This is a genomic window from Leptolyngbya sp. ST-U4 (genome assembly GCF_039962215.1).
GTDB lineage: Bacteria > Cyanobacteriota > Cyanobacteriia > Elainellales > Elainellaceae > Leptolyngbya_A.
In genome coordinates this window covers 24,996-43,858 of record NZ_JAMPKZ010000021.1, presented here as the reverse complement: position 1 = coordinate 43,858, position 18,863 = coordinate 24,996, and the positions used below count along the sequence as shown (strand labels likewise).

Genomic DNA, 18,863 nt, shown 5'->3' with positions numbered 1-18,863 from the left:
GGGGCATCAGGAACGAGCCAATCCCTGGAATTTTTTAGATTCATTTATTTGCCTTGAAAAGGATTTCAAATGACTGAAAAGGATCCGGAAACACTAAACGACGATCGCAATCCTGAGCATGAGAACTGCGGTGTCATCAATGAGCTAGAGGAAAGCAGCCCAAGAGGTAGCTTTGGTGGCTCAATCAAAGATGCACCAGGTTGTGGGACGATGGTGGCTAATGCACTATCTCAGCAGTCAATTCATGAGGTAAATGTCTTACCAGGAGAGGCGACAGGCAGCAAGTCTGATCTACTCGTCAGCTTTGACACATTGAATGTGAGCTTGGGTAGCGCAGCCTATCCCTATCTACAATCCCCTGCTTTAGAAGCGTTGCAAAAAGCCATTAACGATCGCGGGACAAGGATGGTAGTGAACTCTGCCTACCGTGCCCTGGCACAACAGTTCTTGCTCTACAACTGGTGGACAAACGGTGTGTGCGATTTTCAGGCAGTTGCGCGACCGGGAGCCAGTTATCACCAAGCAGGATTGGCGATCGATATTGAGAACACGGATGGTTGGCGGCCCTATCTCGAGCGCTATGGCTGGCAGTGGTTTGGGTCCGGTGACTATCCCCATTTTACCTACGTGGGGGGTGGTCAGGTTGAGTCTGTAAAGATTAAAGGGAGGTCAATTGATATTCGTAATACAGCAACATTGGCGTTTCAGCGTCTGTGGAACCGGAATAATTCCGGTGCTCAAATTGCCGAAGATGGCGACTACAGTCCGACTACCGAAAGTAAGTTAAGGGTGTCCCCAGCGAATGGATTCAAGATTGCTCCGTGGGAGAAGAAACCGCGATTGTTGCGGCTTAGCCAACCCCGGATGGAAGGTTCTGATGTAGAACGACTTCAGACCGCATTGAAGAAAGCTGGAATCAATGTGGCTGTAGATGGTGAGTTTGGACCTAGAACGGATAGAGCAGTCAAGGACTTTCAGGCAAAGAAGACGCTAACAGCCGATGGCATTGTTAGTCCCAAAACTCTTGCGGCGATGGCTTAACCACTGCTGTGATATTAAGAATTTTGGATTACTCACCTGTTGCCACACCAACGGGATCATTAAGTTAAACTTGATGATCCCTAAATACAGAAAAAGATTTGAAGAAGCACTACTACCCCCACTAAAAAACTCATGACAGAACAAGCACCCACTATTCACGCTCTATTGATTGGCATTGACTGTTACAAACCCAACAAACTCTATAAAAGCCTCAAAGGAGCAGTACGAGACATTAATCTGGTTGACAAATTTTTGAAAGAAACGTTGAAGGTTCCGGCAGAGCGTATCCGAAAGCTCACCTCTATTAATGAAGATGATACTGTGCTCCTGGAAGCCAGATCTGCTCAGGAACAGGAACCGACCTACGAAAACATTGTCAATGCATTTAATGAAATCACCAGGACTGCCGAACGTGGAGAGCAAGTTTACATTCACTACTCCGGACATGGTGGAAATCCACCAACTGTCTATCCAAATCTGAAGGAAGGCAGCGAACAGAAGGATGAAGGGATTGTTCCAATGGATATTGGAGATGCTCTAGAGGGCCGCTATCTGCGTGATGTGGAAATGACCACGCTTCTTAAGCGAATGACGGATAAGGGGCTGATTGTTACCGTTGTTCTGGATAGCTGCAACTCCGGAGGGGCAACTCGTGGAGATGCTGAAATCAGGAGTTCTGTTCTACCAGATCCTCTGGTTCGTACACATAACAGCCTTGTCGGAAAACTGGAAGAGTTAGAGCAGAACTGGCTGGAATTGACGCGGAACCGGAGAATTGGGGTTGCGGGATTGCCCGAAGCCAGAGAATACGTTTTATTAGCAGCGTGTCGAGACAATGAATATGCTTATGAATACGCAGTGAATGGTGGCACACAGCGCAACGGTGCCCTGACCTACTGGATGATTGATACGCTGACCAGCATTGCTATCAATGGTCAACCGCTGACTTACAAACTGCTGCACGATCGCATCAACGCTCAAATTCAAAGCAAATTTCCGCAGCAAATGCCAATGATTTTGGGGGAGAGCGATCGCCTTGTCTTTGGTACTAATCGATGGTCTACCCCTTTTACGATTAATGTGATCAGAGTTGTTTCAGATACGCAAATCACGTTAAATGCAGGCCAGGCACAGGGATTGAGCAAAGGAACGCGCTTCTCAATTTATCCTCCAGGTACAACAGACTTCACGGACATAGAAAAGCGAGTTGCGATCGTGGAGATTTCAAAGCCGCCTGGTGCCTCTGAATCTGTTGCCACAGTCGTAAAGCCTGAAGAAGGTGGCATTGCCGTGAAGGGCAAGATAGAGCCTGGTGCTCCAGCCGTCATGGTGTCTGCTCCAGTTGATTTAGTTCAACGAGTTCGGTTCACTGACACTAAAGTTGAGGGTGGGCAGGAGCATGAATTGCCATCAGACCTAGTGGGTCGTCAGAAGGAGGCTCTGGATAAGGTTCGACAGGCGCTGGCTGGAAATGGCTGGGTTGTAGAAGAGAAAGAAGGGGAAACAGCTTTATATCAGGTCGCCATTGATCGGGAGGGGAACTACGAAATTTGTAGAAATATGCCTATACCGAATCTCAGACCCCTGCTGTCAATTGATGATCCAACGGCTCCAAAGCGAGTTGTCGATCGACTGGTTCATCTGACAAAGTATCAAGCGGTTGAAAGCCTGGATAATTCCAGTTCTAAACTTGCTAAGGACATTGACGTTGTGTTGTTGAAGGAGGATGGAACACCCTTTGACGACTCTCAGAATCCGGTTGTGAATAATGGGGACATTGTATGTCTCCGCTTAACAAACAAGGGAAGTCAACCACTCAAGGTAGCTGTACTGGATATTGAACCTGCATGGGCAGTATCGCAGCTACCTATTGGTGGACTGGAGACACCTTTCTTCAACCTTGCTGCCGGGGCCAAACAAGAAATTCAGTTCAGCATGAGTTTGCCAGATGACGAAGCCTATCAGCAGGCAAGGGAAGTATTCAAAGTATTTGCTGTTCAGAAGGGGCTGGCTGATTTTCGATGGTTAACCCTGCCTCCACTGGATGAGCCATCAGAAAAGCGAGGAGGTGAGCTTGATGCAGAATTAAAAGGGATGCTGGAGGAGGCTACCACTAGAGGAGAGAGTGAAGGAGTTAATCCACTCAACGATCTTCTGAAAATGTTTGGTGCTGATGCCCCCTCCGCCACTCGTGCAGCGACGATGATTGTTGATCCAAAGCAGGACTGGGTCACGAAGCCGATTCAGATGACGTTAGTACGGTAGTTAAATAACAGGGGCTACACACTGAGATCAGGTAGCCCCTGCTTTTGTTGATGAGGAAAGCTATCCATTTATGTCTTCGAGTAATAACGAGTCAGTTGATCATCAGTCTGGTTCCCGACGTGCTGAGATGGTGAACCTGCCCACTTCCTATGCGACCTACGTCGATCGCTGGGCGATCGTGGTTGGCGTTTCAAAATACAAGCACGATCACCTGAACCTAAAGTACGCCGATCGCGATGCAGAAGCGCTCTATGAACTGCTGCTCACACCGTCGGGAGGTGGATTTGAGAAGGATCATATTGTCAAGTTGGTCAATGAAGAAGCGACAACCGCAAACATTACGCGAGCACTCCGTAGTTTTCTAAAAAAGCCTGCAAAAGAAGACATTGTCCTGATTTACTTTGCCTGTCACGGTGCACCGGATATTGATCGCCCCGGAATTGTTTATTTGTTAACTCATGATGTTGATCCCAGGGATATCTCTGGGACGGCTCTGCCCATGCGCGAGATTGACCTCTCGTTAAAGGAGAATTTGCTGGCAGAACGGGTGATAATTTTGGCGGACACTTGCCACAGTGCAGCGATCGGAGGTGGCATTGGGACAAGGGATGTGGGGGATAATTCTGCTGTAGTGAATAGCTACTTGCAGGAAGTTAGTAAAACGAGAGGTGGTCTGGCTTTGCTGACCTCAGCCGAGGCAAACGAAGTTTCGTTTGAGGATGCAAAGTGGGGAGGAGGGCATGGGGTCTTTACTCATTATTTGTTAGAGGGGATGAGAGGAGCTGCCGATTGCAGTCCTAAAAACGGGGTTGTAACGGTCGGTGAACTGTTTGAATATGTCCGCGAGAATGTGCAGCGGGCTACGGACAATAAGCAGCACCCTTGTGTTGGAACCAATAGTTACGATCGCAACCTGCCAGTTGCCATTACTGCTGGAATTTCAGCTCAAGAACACTATGAGCTAGGTTGCCAACTCTATCAGATTGGGTTGAAGCTGGACGATAAATACTGCTTTGAATCAGCGAGTTGGCATCTTAGAGAAGCTATCCGTCAAGCGGCAGTAGTTAGAGGTAAGCTGCCCGAAGCTCATTTGCAATTAGGTTTGGCACTCACTGCTTCTGGTAATTTGCCTGACGAAGCTGTTACAGCTTTTAAAAAGGCTATCAAGGCGAGTGTACCAGATGCAGACTATTACCTTGGTATTGCCTATCTCAATCAGGGAGGGGTTGAGGTAGCCAGACAGCACTTAGAAGCCTTCCTAAGCAAACAGCCCGACAGTGATAAAGCTGATGCAGTGCGAGAGCTAATATTGTGGCTTGATGTTTCAAATCCGTCTAACTCAGCACCTGTCAATCGCTACGCCTTACTGGTTGGTATTAACTACTCTAATCGAATAGATGATCAATCTATAAGATTCCCAAATGGAGGGCAGCTACATCCATTAAAGGGATGCGTAAACGACATTGAAATTTTGAATGAGGTGTTATCTCAAAAATTCAACTTCAAGGTCAAGATGCTTTCAGATATGGAAGCATCCTACGAAAACATTATTGATTCTATTAGAGAATTACAGGATCTAACCAGTCCCCGAGATGTGGTGATTGTATATTACGGAGGACATACAGACGGCGACAACTGGATTGCAGCGGATATAAAGCTAAATGATGAGGGAGACCCATGCAATGTCATTAGTTCTAAGGAAATCTACTCGCTCATCGACGCAATTCCCGCCTTACGTAAGCACTTAATTATGGATGCAGTAGTGGGACGAGAATTTGAAGGCTTTATCAACCGCGTGAACCGAACTAAGATTTGTACTCTTTCATTATGTGCTGCACCAGGACAATTTTCTTTTGAAGTATTTATACCTGAAACTGAAAAAAGTCACGGCTACTTTACGTACACGTTGGTTCAGGAGTTATGGCAAGCTTCAGGAGAAATTTTACAACGGCATTTTTTTGATAAAGTCATTAAGTCTGTTCAATCAAAGTTTTCAAATCGAAAAGTAACACCGTTCTTTCTTGGAGATCCCGACAAACCGCTTTTTTTTGCACAATTAGATTTGAATCGGTGTCCAGATCTTTTTACATTCAGTCAATGCCGCTGTTATTTTACGTTTGATAGCAGTTCTTTACAGGGTTTGCATCAAAAAGTTAGAAAACAGTTCACTACTGTGTTTCCTGATTTTTACTACAGTCTGGGTTTAGCTTTTTTGGAAAAGGACAACAACGAGGATGCTTTGGTTGCGCTTGAAACCTCCGTTCAATATGCGAAACATGATTCGGAAGAGAAGCTTTTCTCTCTTGGGTTAGCCCAATTCAATAATCGACTCTACGACAAAGCTTCTCAAACTTTTCAGCAATGTTTAAAGCTGACCTCTCAAGAGGCACAGAGTAAGTTATTGCATCAGATAATTTCAACGGTTGATGAACTCAATCAATATAAACGCTATGCACTATTGGTCGGAATTGATAACTATCTAGACAGGGAGCAAATTCAACCACTAAATGATGCTGTGAGCGATACTCTTGCCCTTAAAGCTGTTTTAGTTGAAAAATTAGGATTTCAGACTGGGCATATAAAAGTTTTACTCAATCAAGAGGCAACATATAACAATATATTGTCAGCTTTTACAGAGCTAGTTAATGTTGCTCAATCAAGCCCTACTTTATTCTACTTTGCAGGCTTAGGTTCAATTAATATCCAGGACGACTTTACAATTTTAGCTTTTGATAGTCGATGTCAAGGTACTCCAGATATTGCTTTGACTGAATTAGCTCAACTGATAAATCAAAGTCAAACAGACTTGGTTTCGATAATTGATTCCAACTGGGCTATCGGAGGAACCCGTTATATCAAAAAAGAAGAGGCTATTTACCCTTCTACTAGAGCTGCTTCTATAAAAGCTATTAAAAATGAGCGAAATGATTATCTATCAAAAATTTTCCGAATCGGTTCCGTATCTCTTTATTCTGATTCGATCAAATACTTGAAAGCAAGCAAATCGCATGATCCAAGGTTTACAAATACTCTAATTAGGTTTTTTTGTAACACTCAAGAAGCACAGCTTCCTACCTACCAAACTTTTAAGAACTTTTGTGATAAGGAAAGAATCTATTTTGATTGCGATGCAAATGTTTTAGAACAAAAAATTTTTAGCAATGCCGTACTTAAGTCAAAAGCTCAAGCCTTTTTCATTAAGCTTCAGAACGAACCCACACGTCATGCTGTGTTAATCTTGAGGCGCTTAATTGAGCAACGAAATGGTGCAGCTCCAGAGGAGCTTTTCAATCTAGGCATTGCTTACTACAGACTTAACGAATACGATAAAAGTATTGCTGCTCTCCAAACTGCAATTGATAAAGTTTTGGGACAAAACACAACTACTGAGGGGCAAGCAATGTCCCAGCAATCTTACCCTAAAGCACACTATTGGCTAGGGCGAGTACTCTATGAAACCAAGCGCGATCCGGCTCGTGCAGTGAGTGAGCTTCGACTAGCGACTCAGCAAAATTCAGACAGTAGTGCAACCCATTATTACTTGGGGAAAGCACTCCGGGCTTTGGTTGAACAAGAAATATTGACGGAGGCTGAACGAGCATTTCAGACCTACCTCAATGCTGGTGCTCCGCTTGGGCAGCAACAGGAAGTGCAGGAGTTTTTAAGGTCACGTAAGGCATCAAAAACTAGTTAACTGGGAGAATAAGCATGGTTATCAAAGCCCTCATGAAGGACATGGTTGTAATTCTTCCCGGCATTCTGGGAAGTGTCTTGCAGAAGGATGGCAGAGACCTTTGGGCAGTTTCCAGGCAAGCAGTCTGGCAAATACTCACTAAGTCAGGTGAAGCGATTCACAATTTGAAACTTGCTCAGGATGATTCTGAAGCTGAAAATTTGGGAGATGGGATTCGTGCGACAGCATTGATTCAAGACACCCATCTCATCCCAGGGTTTTGGAAGATTGATGGTTACACCAGAACTGCTCGTTTGATTACTGATAACTTTGATGTCACTCCCGGTGATATCTACAATGATCCGGATGATAAAGCGGCAAACTTCTACCAGTTTCCCTACGACTGGCGAAGAGATAACCGAGCTAATGCTCGAATTTTGAAAAAGCTGATTGATAAGCGGCTGAAATGCTGGCGTGAAAGAAGTGGAGCCTCCGATGCCAAAGTGATTCTCATGGCGCATAGCATGGGTGGGCTGGCATCTCGATACTATTTGGAAGTATTGGAGGGTTGGCAAGACAGCAGAGCGTTGTTCACCTTTGGCACTCCTTACCGGGGTTCGCTCAAAGCCGTTAACTTTCTGGCAAATGGGTACAAGCAACTGTTTCTGGACTTGACAGAGGTGATGCGATCGCTCGCCTCCATCTATCATCTCTTACCCATCTACAAGGTCATCAACAATCAGTTTGAGTCTGGATGATTTGTATCTGGCCGATGAACCAATTGCCATGCGTGCCAGACTGGTTGGTTTATCAGATGCAGCAACAAGGTTGAAGGCAAATATTCAATCCATTTCTGCGGATCAACTCGCTCTTACGCTTAATTTTGTGGAGAAGGAGAAAGAATGGGAGCTGGCGATCGATGATTTGCCGACTGGGCTATATCGCGTCACAGTACAGACTGAAAACATGGCGGATCATGCCCCAAGTCCGGTTCATGGCTTGTTTGAGGTTGTAAGGAATTGAACTAATAGAGCCTAGCAAAACTCAGTTTGTAACTTAAAAGCTGACAAACACTGCTGAGAAATAAACAACACATTCAGTAACAAACAAGGAAATTAGCTATGACACTTGCACAAGAAACAGACCGTCCTTGGAGCGTAGACGACCATGACCATGAAGTGCCTTGCACAGTGGACATTGGTTTAACTGAAGAGGAAATTGAACAATCTAGCTGGGGAACCAGAGGCAGCTTTGAACAGATGGCTGCTTCAGGCTCTGGATTTGAGTGCTACGGGCCCCCTGAGAAGCGATATGGACGATCGGAAGTTGTTCAAGCAATTAAGCATGTCTGTGCCGAATGGGCAAAAGCCTTTCCAAAAGGTCCTCGAATTGGTGTTGGCAATCTTAGCCTGTCTAAAGGTGGTGCCATGCCTCCTCATACATCGCACCAGCAAGGAACTGATGTTGATTTAGCACCGATCGCCAGTACTGAAGAAGAAATCGCTCTCACCTGGGATCATCCCAAATACTCTCAGCAACGTACACAGAAATTGATAGAACTGATCCGTAACAACCCAATTGTGGATGTTCGCGTCATTCTCTTCAATGATCCAGATGTCACTGGAGCTGAACCCTGGGCAGGACATGATAACCATTTGCACGTAAGCTTCTTTCCTTCTGGTATCACGCCAAAGGCTAACAGCAGCGACCAACAGGGAGATCTACGCTTAGTTGTGCCTAATATGGAAGGTGCAAGAGTCCGTAAGCTTCAGGAAGACCTTGTAGCCGTTGGAATTGACATTGAAGTGGATGGGATTTTTGGTCCTGACACGGATGCCGCTGTTCGCCAGTTTCAGTCTGATAACAATCTTGAAGTGGACGGAATTGCGGGGCCAGTCACTCAAGCAAAATTAGCGCAAATTATCCGCAATACAGGGACTAGAGGTGGAACCCCTCGTGGTGCAATTACTCTGCAAAGCGTGATTGACCAGAATCAAGCGATTCCTTTTGATAACCTGAATTCGGGAATCTTGATAGACAATCAGAACTTTTGTACAGAGATTCAAACCATCTTGCGTGCAAATGGCTTTCTGGAAGTTGTGGATGGTCTGTATGGTCCCAAAACACGAGAAGCATTGCGTCGATTCAAACAGAGCCGACATCTTGGCGGGGGTGATGTGCTGGGGGCAACAACTGCTAAAGCACTGCTGGATGCCAAACCAGGTTCTGGAAAGTTACCTGATTGGTCGGGTGGCGATCGCAAAGCTGCAATCCAGGCAATTATCGCTGAGGCACGGCGGCAGGGAATTACGAATAAATCTCAGATCGCCTACATCCTGGCTACGGTTAAGCACGAAACCAATAATACGTTTCAACCCGTTCGTGAAGCCTATTACCTGGGTGAGCCAAAGGCAGAAAATTACCGTCAAACGCTCCGCTATTACCCCTTTTATGGGCGAGGGTATGTGCAACTTACCTGGGACTACAATTACCGGGAGTATTCAAACCTGCTTGGTTTTGACCTGGTTAACCAGCCTGATCTATTGATGCGCTCAGATATCTCGCTTTTCATCCTGATTGATGGTATGAAGCGAGGGGTCTTCACAGGTGTTAGTTTAAACGACTATATCACTGACAGCAATGTGGACTTCTTTAATGCTCGTCGAATTATTAATGGTACCGATGCAGCAGATCTAATTGAGGAGCACGCGATCGCCTGGCAACGGAACATGGCTTAGTTGTTGAGCTTAATATCCCGTAAATCTCTGCATTACGGCGCTCTCTAACGATAAACTAAGTTCATTAGGGAGCGCCATTGTTAAACCAGTGAAAAGAGATGTAGTACAACTGCAATCTTTGCTTACCTGATCTACTCCGCAAATCAGCTATATTTTGCCTGGAGGTGTGGATAAAAGTTTGTTGCTCTAATGCAGGAGGGTGACAGGATGGCTCAAGAAATTCTAATCCTGGCCTCCAATCCAAAACGGGATCTGAGGCTTGATAGAGAAATTGATGATTTAATTAGTGCTGTGGAACGCTCTCAGTTCCAACCCAGAGTCAGGGTAGCTGTACAACCTCAACAACTTCCGGCACTATTTGCAGACCCTCCGTATATCGTTCATTTTTGTGGGCATGGAGCAGGAGAACAAGGGTTAGTTCTCCAAGATGAGAATGGAAAAGAACAACTTATTAGCACTGAAGCATTAGCCAATCTCTTTAAAGACTTCTCCAACGAAATTCACTGTGCAGTATTTAATGCTTGTGATACTAATTTTCAAGCGGAATCAATTGTTAAATATGTCAATTATGTGATTGGCATGAGCCAACCAATTCTTGATAAAGCTGCCTATTACTTTGCCATAGGCTTTTATCAAGGATTAGCTAACGGAAGAACCATTGAGCAAGCCTATACCTTAGGTTGTGTTGCTATTCAGATTTGGACTGAGACAAATTCACAATCCACTCAATCAAGGCAATATCGTCATGCTGAGGTTGTTGGACAGATTTTACAACCCAAGCTATTAGAACATTTGAAGCCAGTTTTGTGGAAGAAGAGTACGCTGTCATCTTTAGGTTCATTAGAGAATAACTTAGATCAAGAATTGCCTTCTTCATCCATACCGACTCATCTTCCTCCAGGCTTTTTTGAAACAGTTGAGCAGGAAATCGATCGCAAGGAATACAAAGACCAAGCGCGAGTAGCTTACGACACCTTTGGACAGTTTTCGGCGGAGAATGCAGCTGACTTAACAAAAGCGGAATATACACAGCGCAAGATTTTAGTCAGCAAGGTGAAGCAGTTTTGGATTGAAGGATTTCTTAAGCCTTCTCTTTACGGGATTAATGCTATTAAGCTTGACTTGAAAGCTCGTCCAGATGCGATCGCAGATTTATCTCAAGGAATTGAAGCATTAGCTGTAAAGTTAGATGGCTCGTACGATGAGCTACGAGAAATGCAAACTTATAAGGAGATGGGACAGGGACGAACGCTGCTAATTCTAGGTGCTCCTGGATCCGGAAAGACGATCGCCCTGCTGCAACTGACACAGCGTCTGCTGGAACGCAGCGAACAGAATTTAAGGTTACCGATGCCTGTTGTGTTTAATCTGTCGTCCTGGGCTAGGGATCGAAAAGCAATCGTGGATTGGTTGATTGATGAATTGCGAGAAAAATATCAGGTGCCCAAGTTATTGAGCGAACCCTGGATTAATCGGCAGCAGCTCATTCTGTTACTGGATGGGCTGGATGAAGTCAATGAAGAGTATCGCAACGATTGTGTTCGGGCGTTGAACAAGTTTATGGAGCTGTTTCCCCAGAGCGAGGTGGCAGTTTGTAGCCGGGTGCGAGATTATGAAGCCCTGAGCGAACGCCTACAGATCAGCAGTGCTCTCTGCCTTCAGCCGCTCTCGCCCAAGCAGGTGTATGAGTTTTTGGACAGTGTGGGTGGAGCGCTTGCAGGCTTAAGAGCCTTGCTCAAACAAGATGCTGATCTAGAGCAGTTTGCTCAAACGCCGCTAATCCTGAACTTTATGAGTGCAGCATATCAGGGCTGGTCGGTGGAAAGGTTGATGCAGGAACTTAGCTCTGCGCCCGATCGCACTCAGCATTTGTTTGATACCTATGTCGATCGTCGTTTGGACAGGGGTGCTGCTTCAGACTATCCCAAGCATCAGGTGTTGACTTGGCTGAGTTGGCTGGCAGGTCGAATGGTACAGGAAAAGCAAACGGTATTTTTGATTGAAAAGATGCAACCAACCTGGCTAAGGAATCGCAGCGAGGCAAGAGCTTATCGAATTAGAACTTTTATCGTTTCTGGGCTGAGTGTTGGGCTAATTTTTTGGCTGAGTTTTGAGCTAATTTTTGGGCTGAGTTTTCAGCTGATTACTGAGTTGAGTGTTGAGCTAATTTTTGGGCTAATTTTTGGGCTGAGTGTTGGACTGATCAGTGGGCTAATTGTCAGCTTGCCCAAAAAAATATTACCCCTAGAGAAACTTAGTTGGTCATGGCAAAGGGCTAAGTATAGGTTTATTCGTGAAATTTTTACTGGATTTAGTTATGGGCTGAGTGTTGGGCTGATTAGTGGGCTGAGTTTTGAGCTAATTTTTGGGCTTGATGGTCGGAGTTATGGGCTAATTTTTGGTCGGGATTTGGGGCTAATTTTTGGGCTGAGTTTTGGGCTAATTTTTGGCCTGGGTAGTGGATTGGGGACTTTTGAAATAGTCCAACGAGTAGTTCCGAACCAGGGAATTCGCACTTCTCGAAGAAACGGAAATCTCCTTGGGCTAATTTCTGGGCTAGTTTCTGGGCTGAGTTTTGGGCTAATTTCTGGGCTAGTTTCTGGGCTGAGTTTTGGGCTAATTTCTGGGCTAGTTTCTGGGCTGAGTTTTGGGCTAATTTTTGGGTTGAAATATGGTGGGGCAGCTTGTATTCAACACTTTACTCTGCGCCAGATGCTTCATCATAAAGGTTGCATTCCCTGGAACTATGCAAAATTTCTTGACTTTGCTTCAGATCGTCTCTTGATGAAGAAAGTTGGCGGTGGCTATGTCTTCTTCCACCGGATGTTGATGGAGCACCTTGCTAACAAGAATCCAGATTAATCCAGGAGGTGGCAATGGATCAAAATGCTACAGTCGCATCACTAGTCAATCAAGCGATGATCGCACTCACCCAACAAAACCATACAAATGCACTTAATGCCTATGCTGCTGCACTAAGGATTGCTAGAGAATTAAAGCGATCGCGTCTCATCGCAGTTATTCTCAACCACGTCGGCGATACTTTCCAGGCTCAAGGAGAAATTCAGGATGCAGTTATTGCCTATGAAGCTGCTCTGCGAGCTTTAGAATCAGAAGATGAATTGAAATTAGATTCAGTTAGAAACTGTTTGTAAAAGTTGGTTAAGTAGCTGCGGTTGTCCAAGTTCGTTGATTCTTGGTCAATCTCCGCAGCATTAATCGAATCATCACCACGTAAATCATGCCCTCGTGATTTTCCGGTAATCGCTCATAATCGCGATTGAGAATTCGTGCATTCTCGAGCCATGTCCAAGTTCGCTCCACGATCCATCGCTTCGGTTCGACCTGGAAGCCCTTCGTCCCCGCAGGGCGTTGGCTGATTTCGAGTTTTACTTTGCGGTCTGCCTGAGCAAAAAACTGACTTAGCAGTGCGCCGAAGTTGCCCTGATACCCTTTGTCTGCGAGCACTTTCGCAATCCGCCCATACATTTCGACCACCCACACTAAAACTCCCGGTGCTGCCTTAACATCAGCTACATTCGCTGCTGTGACATAACAGCCCAAAACCAGTCCTAAAATATCAACGACAATGTGCCGCTTCCGTCCCTTGACCTGTTTGCCACCGTCAAAGCCTTGTTCCGCCCCCCTTTTTGTCCGAGTTTGACCGACTGGCTGTCGATGATGACCAGACTCGGTTCTGCTTGCCTGCCTTCCCTTTGCCGTACTTGCCGCACTAGAACGGCATTGACTTGCTCCCACACACCCAGCTTCACCCACAACCGGAAGTAGCCATACACCGTTTCCCAAGCTGGAAGATGACAGGGCAAGGCACGCCATTTGATCCCATTGTCAGCACGGTAAAAAATCGCATTGACGACCTCGCGCAACTCCACTTCTCGCGGTTTGCCCACAGGCTTGCGAGCAGGCAACAACGGCTCAATTTGCTGCCATTCGGCATCAGTGAGGTCACTGTCATACATAGGGCGGCTCATGATTCTCACGCTTCACAATCCACTACTTCTACCTATGCCTCATCCTTTCAACTCCGAATCACCTGCTTCATACTCTTTTACAAACAGTTTCTTACTACTCGCCTCAATCGAGTTTCCAAAGGTTTTTATAACAACCCTGAAATCATTCCTGCTCTCTACAGCGTTAAAGTTGAAAAGACTTTGGAAGCAGAAGAAAACGATCCGACTCTGCCGATTAGACTTTGTCTTAATCTTGGTAATGCCTATTTACGACAACCGCAAGAAAGACCCGCTTTAAACGCTTATCAAGAAGCACTCAAATATCCAGAAATTGAAAGTAATCCATTACTTAAAGCTTATGCGATCGCCAACCTTGGGGAAATTCACCGCCGACAGGATAAGTTAGATCTTGCAGAAACTGAGCTTAAACAAGCACTACGACTGTTTGATGCCTCTGGCGAACCACTAGAAAAACGCTATGCACTGGCATTCTTAGCAGCACTCGCCCGCGATCGTCAACAATTCAGCGAAGCAGAAACTCTTTATCAAGAAGCATTATCGCTTTACAAGCAAATACAAGACAATTTAGGTAAAGCTAGAACTCTCACAGGATTAGCCCGACTGTATCTGGGACAAAAGCGCTTCGCGGACGCTCAAGTAACTTACGAGCAAGCCTTTGAGCTAGCTAACTTAGAAAATGACCAAGAGATACTGGGATACTGTTATTGGGGTTTAGGGTGTTGTTATCAAGAAGCGGGTAAATTAGAAGATGCGATCGCATCCTTTAAGGAGAGCCTGAAATTAGTTGAATTACGACAACAAGATTTACTGACTGATGAAGGCAAAGTCAGCTTTCTTGATAGCATTAAAGATATCTTTGATAGACTGCTGATCGCTCATCTTGAGCTAGCCCAAAGACAAAATGTTGATTACCAGGCTGCTTTAGAAATAGCTGAAAGCGCTAGAGGTAGAGCGTTAAGGGACTTGGTGGGAGGACAGAAACGCAAACATCCTCACCTCAAGCAAATTGCTCAGCAACAGGCAGTGGGAACTGAGGTCGATCGATTTAGCAATCCAGCCGTTCAAGCTGCTCCTGGAACTCCCTCAAACTCGCCTGACAACAATCAGATAAGCTCAGAAACTGAGCACATTATTGAAGCACCTCCTCTAGCCCGGCTTGTATTTTATGTTCTGCTAGACCGCACGGCTGTCTTTGCTGTGACACCTGATGGCAAAGTATTCGCTCATGTCAGCCCGATAACCTGTCATGAACTGGAAGCGAAGGTTGGTCGTCTGCGGAGAGCAATGCGGGTTGATGAAGCAGCTCGAGGAGTAGAACGTAAGGCTTTAGTCGTTGAACAGGAGGAACCAGAACGTAAGGCTTCAGTACTTGAGGGAGAACTAGAAAAAATTACGCCTGATGTTACCCTGGAAGCCCTACTACAAGAGTTTTATGCCGATCTGGTTGCCCCTGTCGCTGATGCTCTACCCATTGCAGCCAGCACTTTGGTCATTGAACCTCACGCTTCATTGTGGCTGGTTCCCTTTGCTGCACTCCAACTTCCCGATCGCACCTGGATGGGCGATCGCTGGTCACTGATTTATGCGGCTTCAGCCAAGACATTAGATGAAATCCGCACTCAACCTTGTTATGCAGCGCTAGATCAATCAAAACTTCTAGTGTTAGGCAATCCTGATATGCCCACAGTTTCGCTTCGAGATGATGGTATTGAAATTAGCTTACAACCCTTAACAGGAGCGGAGGAGGAAGCCAGATCAATTGCTGCTGCTGTTAGCGATCGCTATCATACTTTGCTGATTGGAAAGGAAGCAACCGAAACAGCGTTCAAAGAGTTGGCTGAAACGCACAACATTATTCATCTTGCGACCCATGGGATTGCTTATACAGAAGATCCACTCCAATCGTTTGTCGCCTTATCTCCTGGTGAAACCAAAACTGGTGAAACCGAAAACGGATTACTGACTGCCAGAGAAGTCGCACAAAATCGTTCTCTCCCAGCCGATCTAATCGTTCTCAGTGCTTGCCAGACAGGTTTGGGAAGAATTTCTGGTGATGGAATGCTGGGGTTAAGCCGCGCTTTCCTGATTGCAGGAGCAAGAACAGTTGTAGTAAGCCAGTGGAGCGTGAGTGACAGTGCCACCATGGAATTAATGATTGCGTTTTATCAAAATTATTTAACTTCAGGTAACAAGGCTGTTGCTTTACAAAAGGCAATGCAGGAGGTGCGAAATGGGCTACGTCCAGGTAAGCCAACGCAGCCAGAATACAGCCATCCTCGCTATTGGGCATCATTCATATTAGTGGGTGCAGAACTGTGATGGCTATCGCTTCCGGATCGGGATTGATGGAAGCTGAAATATTATCTTTAATGGACTTTAGAGGCAAAGCTGCCCTGACTTCCGTTGCTCCCGGCTCTCACCCCCTATGAAAATCCTCATCCTGGCATCCAATCCTCGCAAAGACCTCAACCTCGATCGTGAAATTCGAGACTTAAAGGAAGTGATTAAAAAATCTCGCAATAGACGGGAGTTAGAGGTAGAGGACGCTTTAGCAGTGCGGGTTGGAGAATTGCAAGACCTACTTTTCAGATACCGCCCGCAGATTGTACATTTTTGCGGACATGGTAGTGGGCAACAGGGGTTGGTGTTTGAGGGCAATGATGGTGGAGAGCAGTGGGTACGGGCAGAGGCGCTGTCTGATTTATTCCGGCTGTTTGCCGAGAATGTCGGCTGTGTTTTGCTGAATGCTTGCTATTCAGAGGAGCAAGCCGATGCCATCGTGAATCACATTGATTATGTCATTGGCATGAATCAAGAAATTCGGGATGATGCAGCGATCTCTTTCTCAAAGGGGTTTTATCGAGCATTAGGGTATGGATGTTCTATCGAGCAAGCCTATGAGTTTGGCAAAAACGCCATTCAGCTAGAAATTTCGGGCAGTTCCAAAATGCGATCGGCTGCGACTGAAGAGATACGCAAAGCTGAGGTAGTTGAAGCTATTCAGCAGACTATAATTCCAGAGCATCTCAAGCCGACTCTTAAGATAAAACCGACCTTGGCGCTAGATGCTAAGGCTAACGTCATTGCTCCAGAGCAACCGCTTTCTCACGCAACGCGGACTGCTATTCATCTGGAAATTGAAAATGCTTTAGAAGCAGATGTTACCAAGCAGTATCGAGATCGCGTTCGAGAATACTTGATTGATCATAGATTGACTGATTTTGAGAAGATTCGTTTAGAGCAATTGCGGAAGAATCTGAGGTTATCAGTTGAAGAAGCTCAGCAAATTCTTGAAGAGGAAGAGGAAGCGCTTCAAAAAGCGCGAGATGAGTATGAGGAAATGTTGATCCGACTGATTGAGGAAGGCCTTTATCCTTTTTCTACAGAAACGGAAACTAATCTTCAGCAGTTGCGGCAGGAGTTGCAACTGACTGATCTAGAGGTGGAAAACGTTACGCAACCAGTTCTTCAAGCAGCGGAAAAAGATTATCAAGAGCGATTGCGGCAGCAGAAAAAAGAACATGAAGATAAATCACAACGTTATAAGCAGGAGCTTTCCAGGGCACTTCAGGTAGAATATCCACCGAGCCAACATGTTGCTGATGGTCTAAGAGGTTTTTGGCAGCAGCTAGGACTCAAAGAAGAAGACGTTATCCAAATCGAGCAGCCAATTCGTGCTCCTTTGGAAGCAAAGTATCAAGAGCAGCTGAAACAACGAGAGCTAGCTGAAAAACAGCGACAGGCAGAGCTAGAACTGAAGCGTCAAAAAGCAGAGTATGAAAGTAAGCTGCAGCGTTATGAGCAAGGGTTTGCTAGAGCGGTTCGAGCAGAATACCCTTTGAGTCAGCATGTTGCTGATAGTTTGAAAAGCTTTCGGCAGCAGCTAGAACTCAAGGAAACGGATGTTGCTCAAATCGAGCAGCCCATTCGAGAACCCTTAGAGGCAAAGCATCAAGAGCAATTGAGACAGCAAGAATTAGCTAGAAAACAACAACAGGAAACAGAGTATCAACAGAGGCTAAAAATATACCAAGAAGAACTGAATCGAACAATTGAATTAAATTACCCCCTCACTGCTGCGGCTTTGAAGTATTTGGAGGATTATCATCAATCTCTGAAATTGCGAGTTGGAGATGTAGAAAGAATTTCAAAACCAATTTTGGAGCAAGCAGAAGCAAAACATCAGAACAAGTTAAAGCAACAAGCAGAAGCTGAACGCAAGCGACAGGTGGAAATCGAGCAGATGCGTCAAAAAACTGAATACACAAATAAATTACAGCGCTATGAGCAGGAATTCAGGAAGGCGATCGAGGCACAATATCCGCTTGATTCTTTTGTTCGTCATGGTCTGAGGCAGTTTCAGCAATCGCTGAAGTTGAGTGATGCAGATGTAGCGGGGATTGAGGAGCCTATAATTGCGCCGAAAGAAGCAGAGGCAGCCAGACTGAAACAGCTCAAGCGAGAAGCAACCCAAAAGCGGCAGGAACCAGCTAAGCAACCATTGCCTGATGCCCTTAGAGGAAATTATGCTCATTTAGAAGCTCTGCTGAAGGCAGGGAAATGGAAAGAGGCAGACCAGGAAACTGGCAAGCAGATGTGTCTTGTCATGGAGCAGCCAGAAAAATGTTGGCTACGAGTTAAAGACATTGAGCAATTTCCCTATGCTGACCTGCAGACGATCGATCAACTCTGGGTGAAGTATAGTAATGACAGGTTTGGTTTCGGAGCCCAGAAAAAAATTTGGCAGCAGTGTGGCAGCCCCCGAGATTCATATAAATTTATAAAGCAGTGGAAAAAGTTTGGTGAAGCGGTGGGTTGGCGACTTGAAGGAGAAATAGATAGTAAAAGCGGACTGATAACAGAAAGATGGAAGAGAGAGCAGGAATTAACTTTCGACACCTCAGCTCCCGAAGGACACCTCCCAAGTCTTTTATTGGGTCAGCTCGATCTTTTTCACGTTCAAGCGGAGGGCATTCTTTCTCTTCTCTCGCGCCTAGATGTGTAAACTGTAGCATTTAACAGTTTCAGTCATTCCTGAAGATTTGTAATAGCCTTCTTTTCTAACCTATTATCTGCATTTTCTCTTTAATATCTGGCACTGAATTAAGGTTTTGATGAGCTCGTTGCACATTGTGGATTGTAGCCAGTGACTCT

Annotated in this window: 10 protein-coding genes and 1 pseudogene; 10 read left to right on the top strand and 1 reads right to left on the bottom strand. The window is 45.5% G+C overall.

Translation table 11 applies throughout. The features are described from left to right. Nucleotides 1-69 precede the first annotated feature (69 nt). The 8 genes from NDA02_RS21680 (at nucleotide 70) to NDA02_RS21645 (ending at nucleotide 12,872) form a co-directional block, all read left to right on the top strand. Nucleotides 70-1,041, top strand: coding sequence for a peptidoglycan-binding protein (locus tag NDA02_RS21680; protein WP_348255840.1), 972 nt, complete (start codon nucleotides 70-72; stop codon nucleotides 1,039-1,041). Nucleotides 1,042-1,173: 132 nt separating this feature from the next. After that, the gene (locus NDA02_RS21675; protein WP_348255838.1) at nucleotides 1,174-3,306 is read left to right on the top strand and encodes a caspase family protein; all 2,133 of its coding nucleotides are present in this window, start codon (nucleotides 1,174-1,176) and stop codon (nucleotides 3,304-3,306) included. A gap of 70 nt (nucleotides 3,307-3,376) precedes the next feature. Beyond that, nucleotides 3,377-7,000 (top strand): caspase family protein, encoded by a 3,624-nt coding sequence (locus NDA02_RS21670; RefSeq protein ID WP_348255836.1) that lies wholly within the window; start codon nucleotides 3,377-3,379, stop codon nucleotides 6,998-7,000. A gap of 14 nt (nucleotides 7,001-7,014) precedes the next feature. Next, a complete protein-coding gene (locus NDA02_RS21665; RefSeq protein ID WP_348255834.1) occupies nucleotides 7,015-7,737 on the top strand; it encodes a hypothetical protein in 723 nt (240 codons plus the stop codon). Nucleotides 7,738-7,765: 28 nt separating this feature from the next. Next, nucleotides 7,766-8,002 carry a hypothetical protein gene (locus tag NDA02_RS21660; RefSeq protein ID WP_348255832.1) on the top strand — a complete coding sequence of 79 codons (237 nt, stop codon included), beginning with the start codon at nucleotides 7,766-7,768 and terminating at the stop codon, nucleotides 8,000-8,002. Nucleotides 8,003-8,100: 98 nt separating this feature from the next. Beyond that, the gene (locus NDA02_RS21655; protein WP_348255831.1) at nucleotides 8,101-9,717 is read left to right on the top strand and encodes a penicillin-insensitive murein endopeptidase; all 1,617 of its coding nucleotides are present in this window, start codon (nucleotides 8,101-8,103) and stop codon (nucleotides 9,715-9,717) included. A 189-nt stretch (nucleotides 9,718-9,906) separates the two neighbouring features. After that, nucleotides 9,907-12,579: an NACHT domain-containing protein gene (locus NDA02_RS21650; protein ID WP_348255830.1), complete on the top strand. Its 2,673-nt coding sequence runs from the start codon at nucleotides 9,907-9,909 to the stop codon at nucleotides 12,577-12,579. A 14-nt stretch (nucleotides 12,580-12,593) separates the two neighbouring features. Beyond that, on the top strand, nucleotides 12,594-12,872 hold the full coding sequence (locus NDA02_RS21645; protein WP_348255829.1) for a tetratricopeptide repeat protein: 279 nt from the start codon (nucleotides 12,594-12,596) through the stop codon (nucleotides 12,870-12,872). Between the two features lie 7 nt (nucleotides 12,873-12,879). Here NDA02_RS21645 and NDA02_RS21640 read toward each other — a convergent pair. Beyond that, nucleotides 12,880-13,697, bottom strand: a pseudogene (locus NDA02_RS21640) (IS5 family transposase). Here NDA02_RS21640 and NDA02_RS21635 point away from each other — a divergent pair. Both NDA02_RS21635 and NDA02_RS21630 read left to right on the top strand, forming a co-directional pair. Further along, entirely contained in the window at nucleotides 13,659-16,028 is a 2,370-nt protein-coding gene (locus tag NDA02_RS21635; protein ID WP_348255827.1) for a CHAT domain-containing protein, read from the top strand. The pseudogene NDA02_RS21640 and the gene NDA02_RS21635 overlap by 39 nt on opposite strands. A gap of 106 nt (nucleotides 16,029-16,134) precedes the next feature. Next, nucleotides 16,135-18,714 (top strand): GUN4 domain-containing protein, encoded by a 2,580-nt coding sequence (locus NDA02_RS21630; RefSeq protein ID WP_348255826.1) that lies wholly within the window; start codon nucleotides 16,135-16,137, stop codon nucleotides 18,712-18,714. The last annotated feature ends 149 nt before the right edge of the window (nucleotides 18,715-18,863 follow it).

What these genes read in the sequence shown, in the direction of transcription:
- NDA02_RS21675 (WP_348255838.1), top strand. Translation starts at nt 1,174, where the DNA reads ATGACAGAACAAGCACCCACTATTCACGCTCTATTGATTGGCATTGAC.
- NDA02_RS21680 (WP_348255840.1), top strand. Translation starts at nt 70, where the DNA reads ATGACTGAAAAGGATCCGGAAACACTAAACGACGATCGCAATCCTGAG.
- NDA02_RS21645 (WP_348255829.1), top strand. Translation starts at nt 12,594, where the DNA reads ATGGATCAAAATGCTACAGTCGCATCACTAGTCAATCAAGCGATGATC.
- NDA02_RS21660 (WP_348255832.1), top strand. Translation starts at nt 7,766, where the DNA reads ATGCGTGCCAGACTGGTTGGTTTATCAGATGCAGCAACAAGGTTGAAG.
- NDA02_RS21655 (WP_348255831.1), top strand. Translation starts at nt 8,101, where the DNA reads ATGACACTTGCACAAGAAACAGACCGTCCTTGGAGCGTAGACGACCAT.
- NDA02_RS21630 (WP_348255826.1), top strand. Translation starts at nt 16,135, where the DNA reads ATGAAAATCCTCATCCTGGCATCCAATCCTCGCAAAGACCTCAACCTC.
- NDA02_RS21650 (WP_348255830.1), top strand. Translation starts at nt 9,907, where the DNA reads ATGCAGGAGGGTGACAGGATGGCTCAAGAAATTCTAATCCTGGCCTCC.
- NDA02_RS21670 (WP_348255836.1), top strand. Translation starts at nt 3,377, where the DNA reads ATGTCTTCGAGTAATAACGAGTCAGTTGATCATCAGTCTGGTTCCCGA.
- NDA02_RS21665 (WP_348255834.1), top strand. Translation starts at nt 7,015, where the DNA reads ATGGTTATCAAAGCCCTCATGAAGGACATGGTTGTAATTCTTCCCGGC.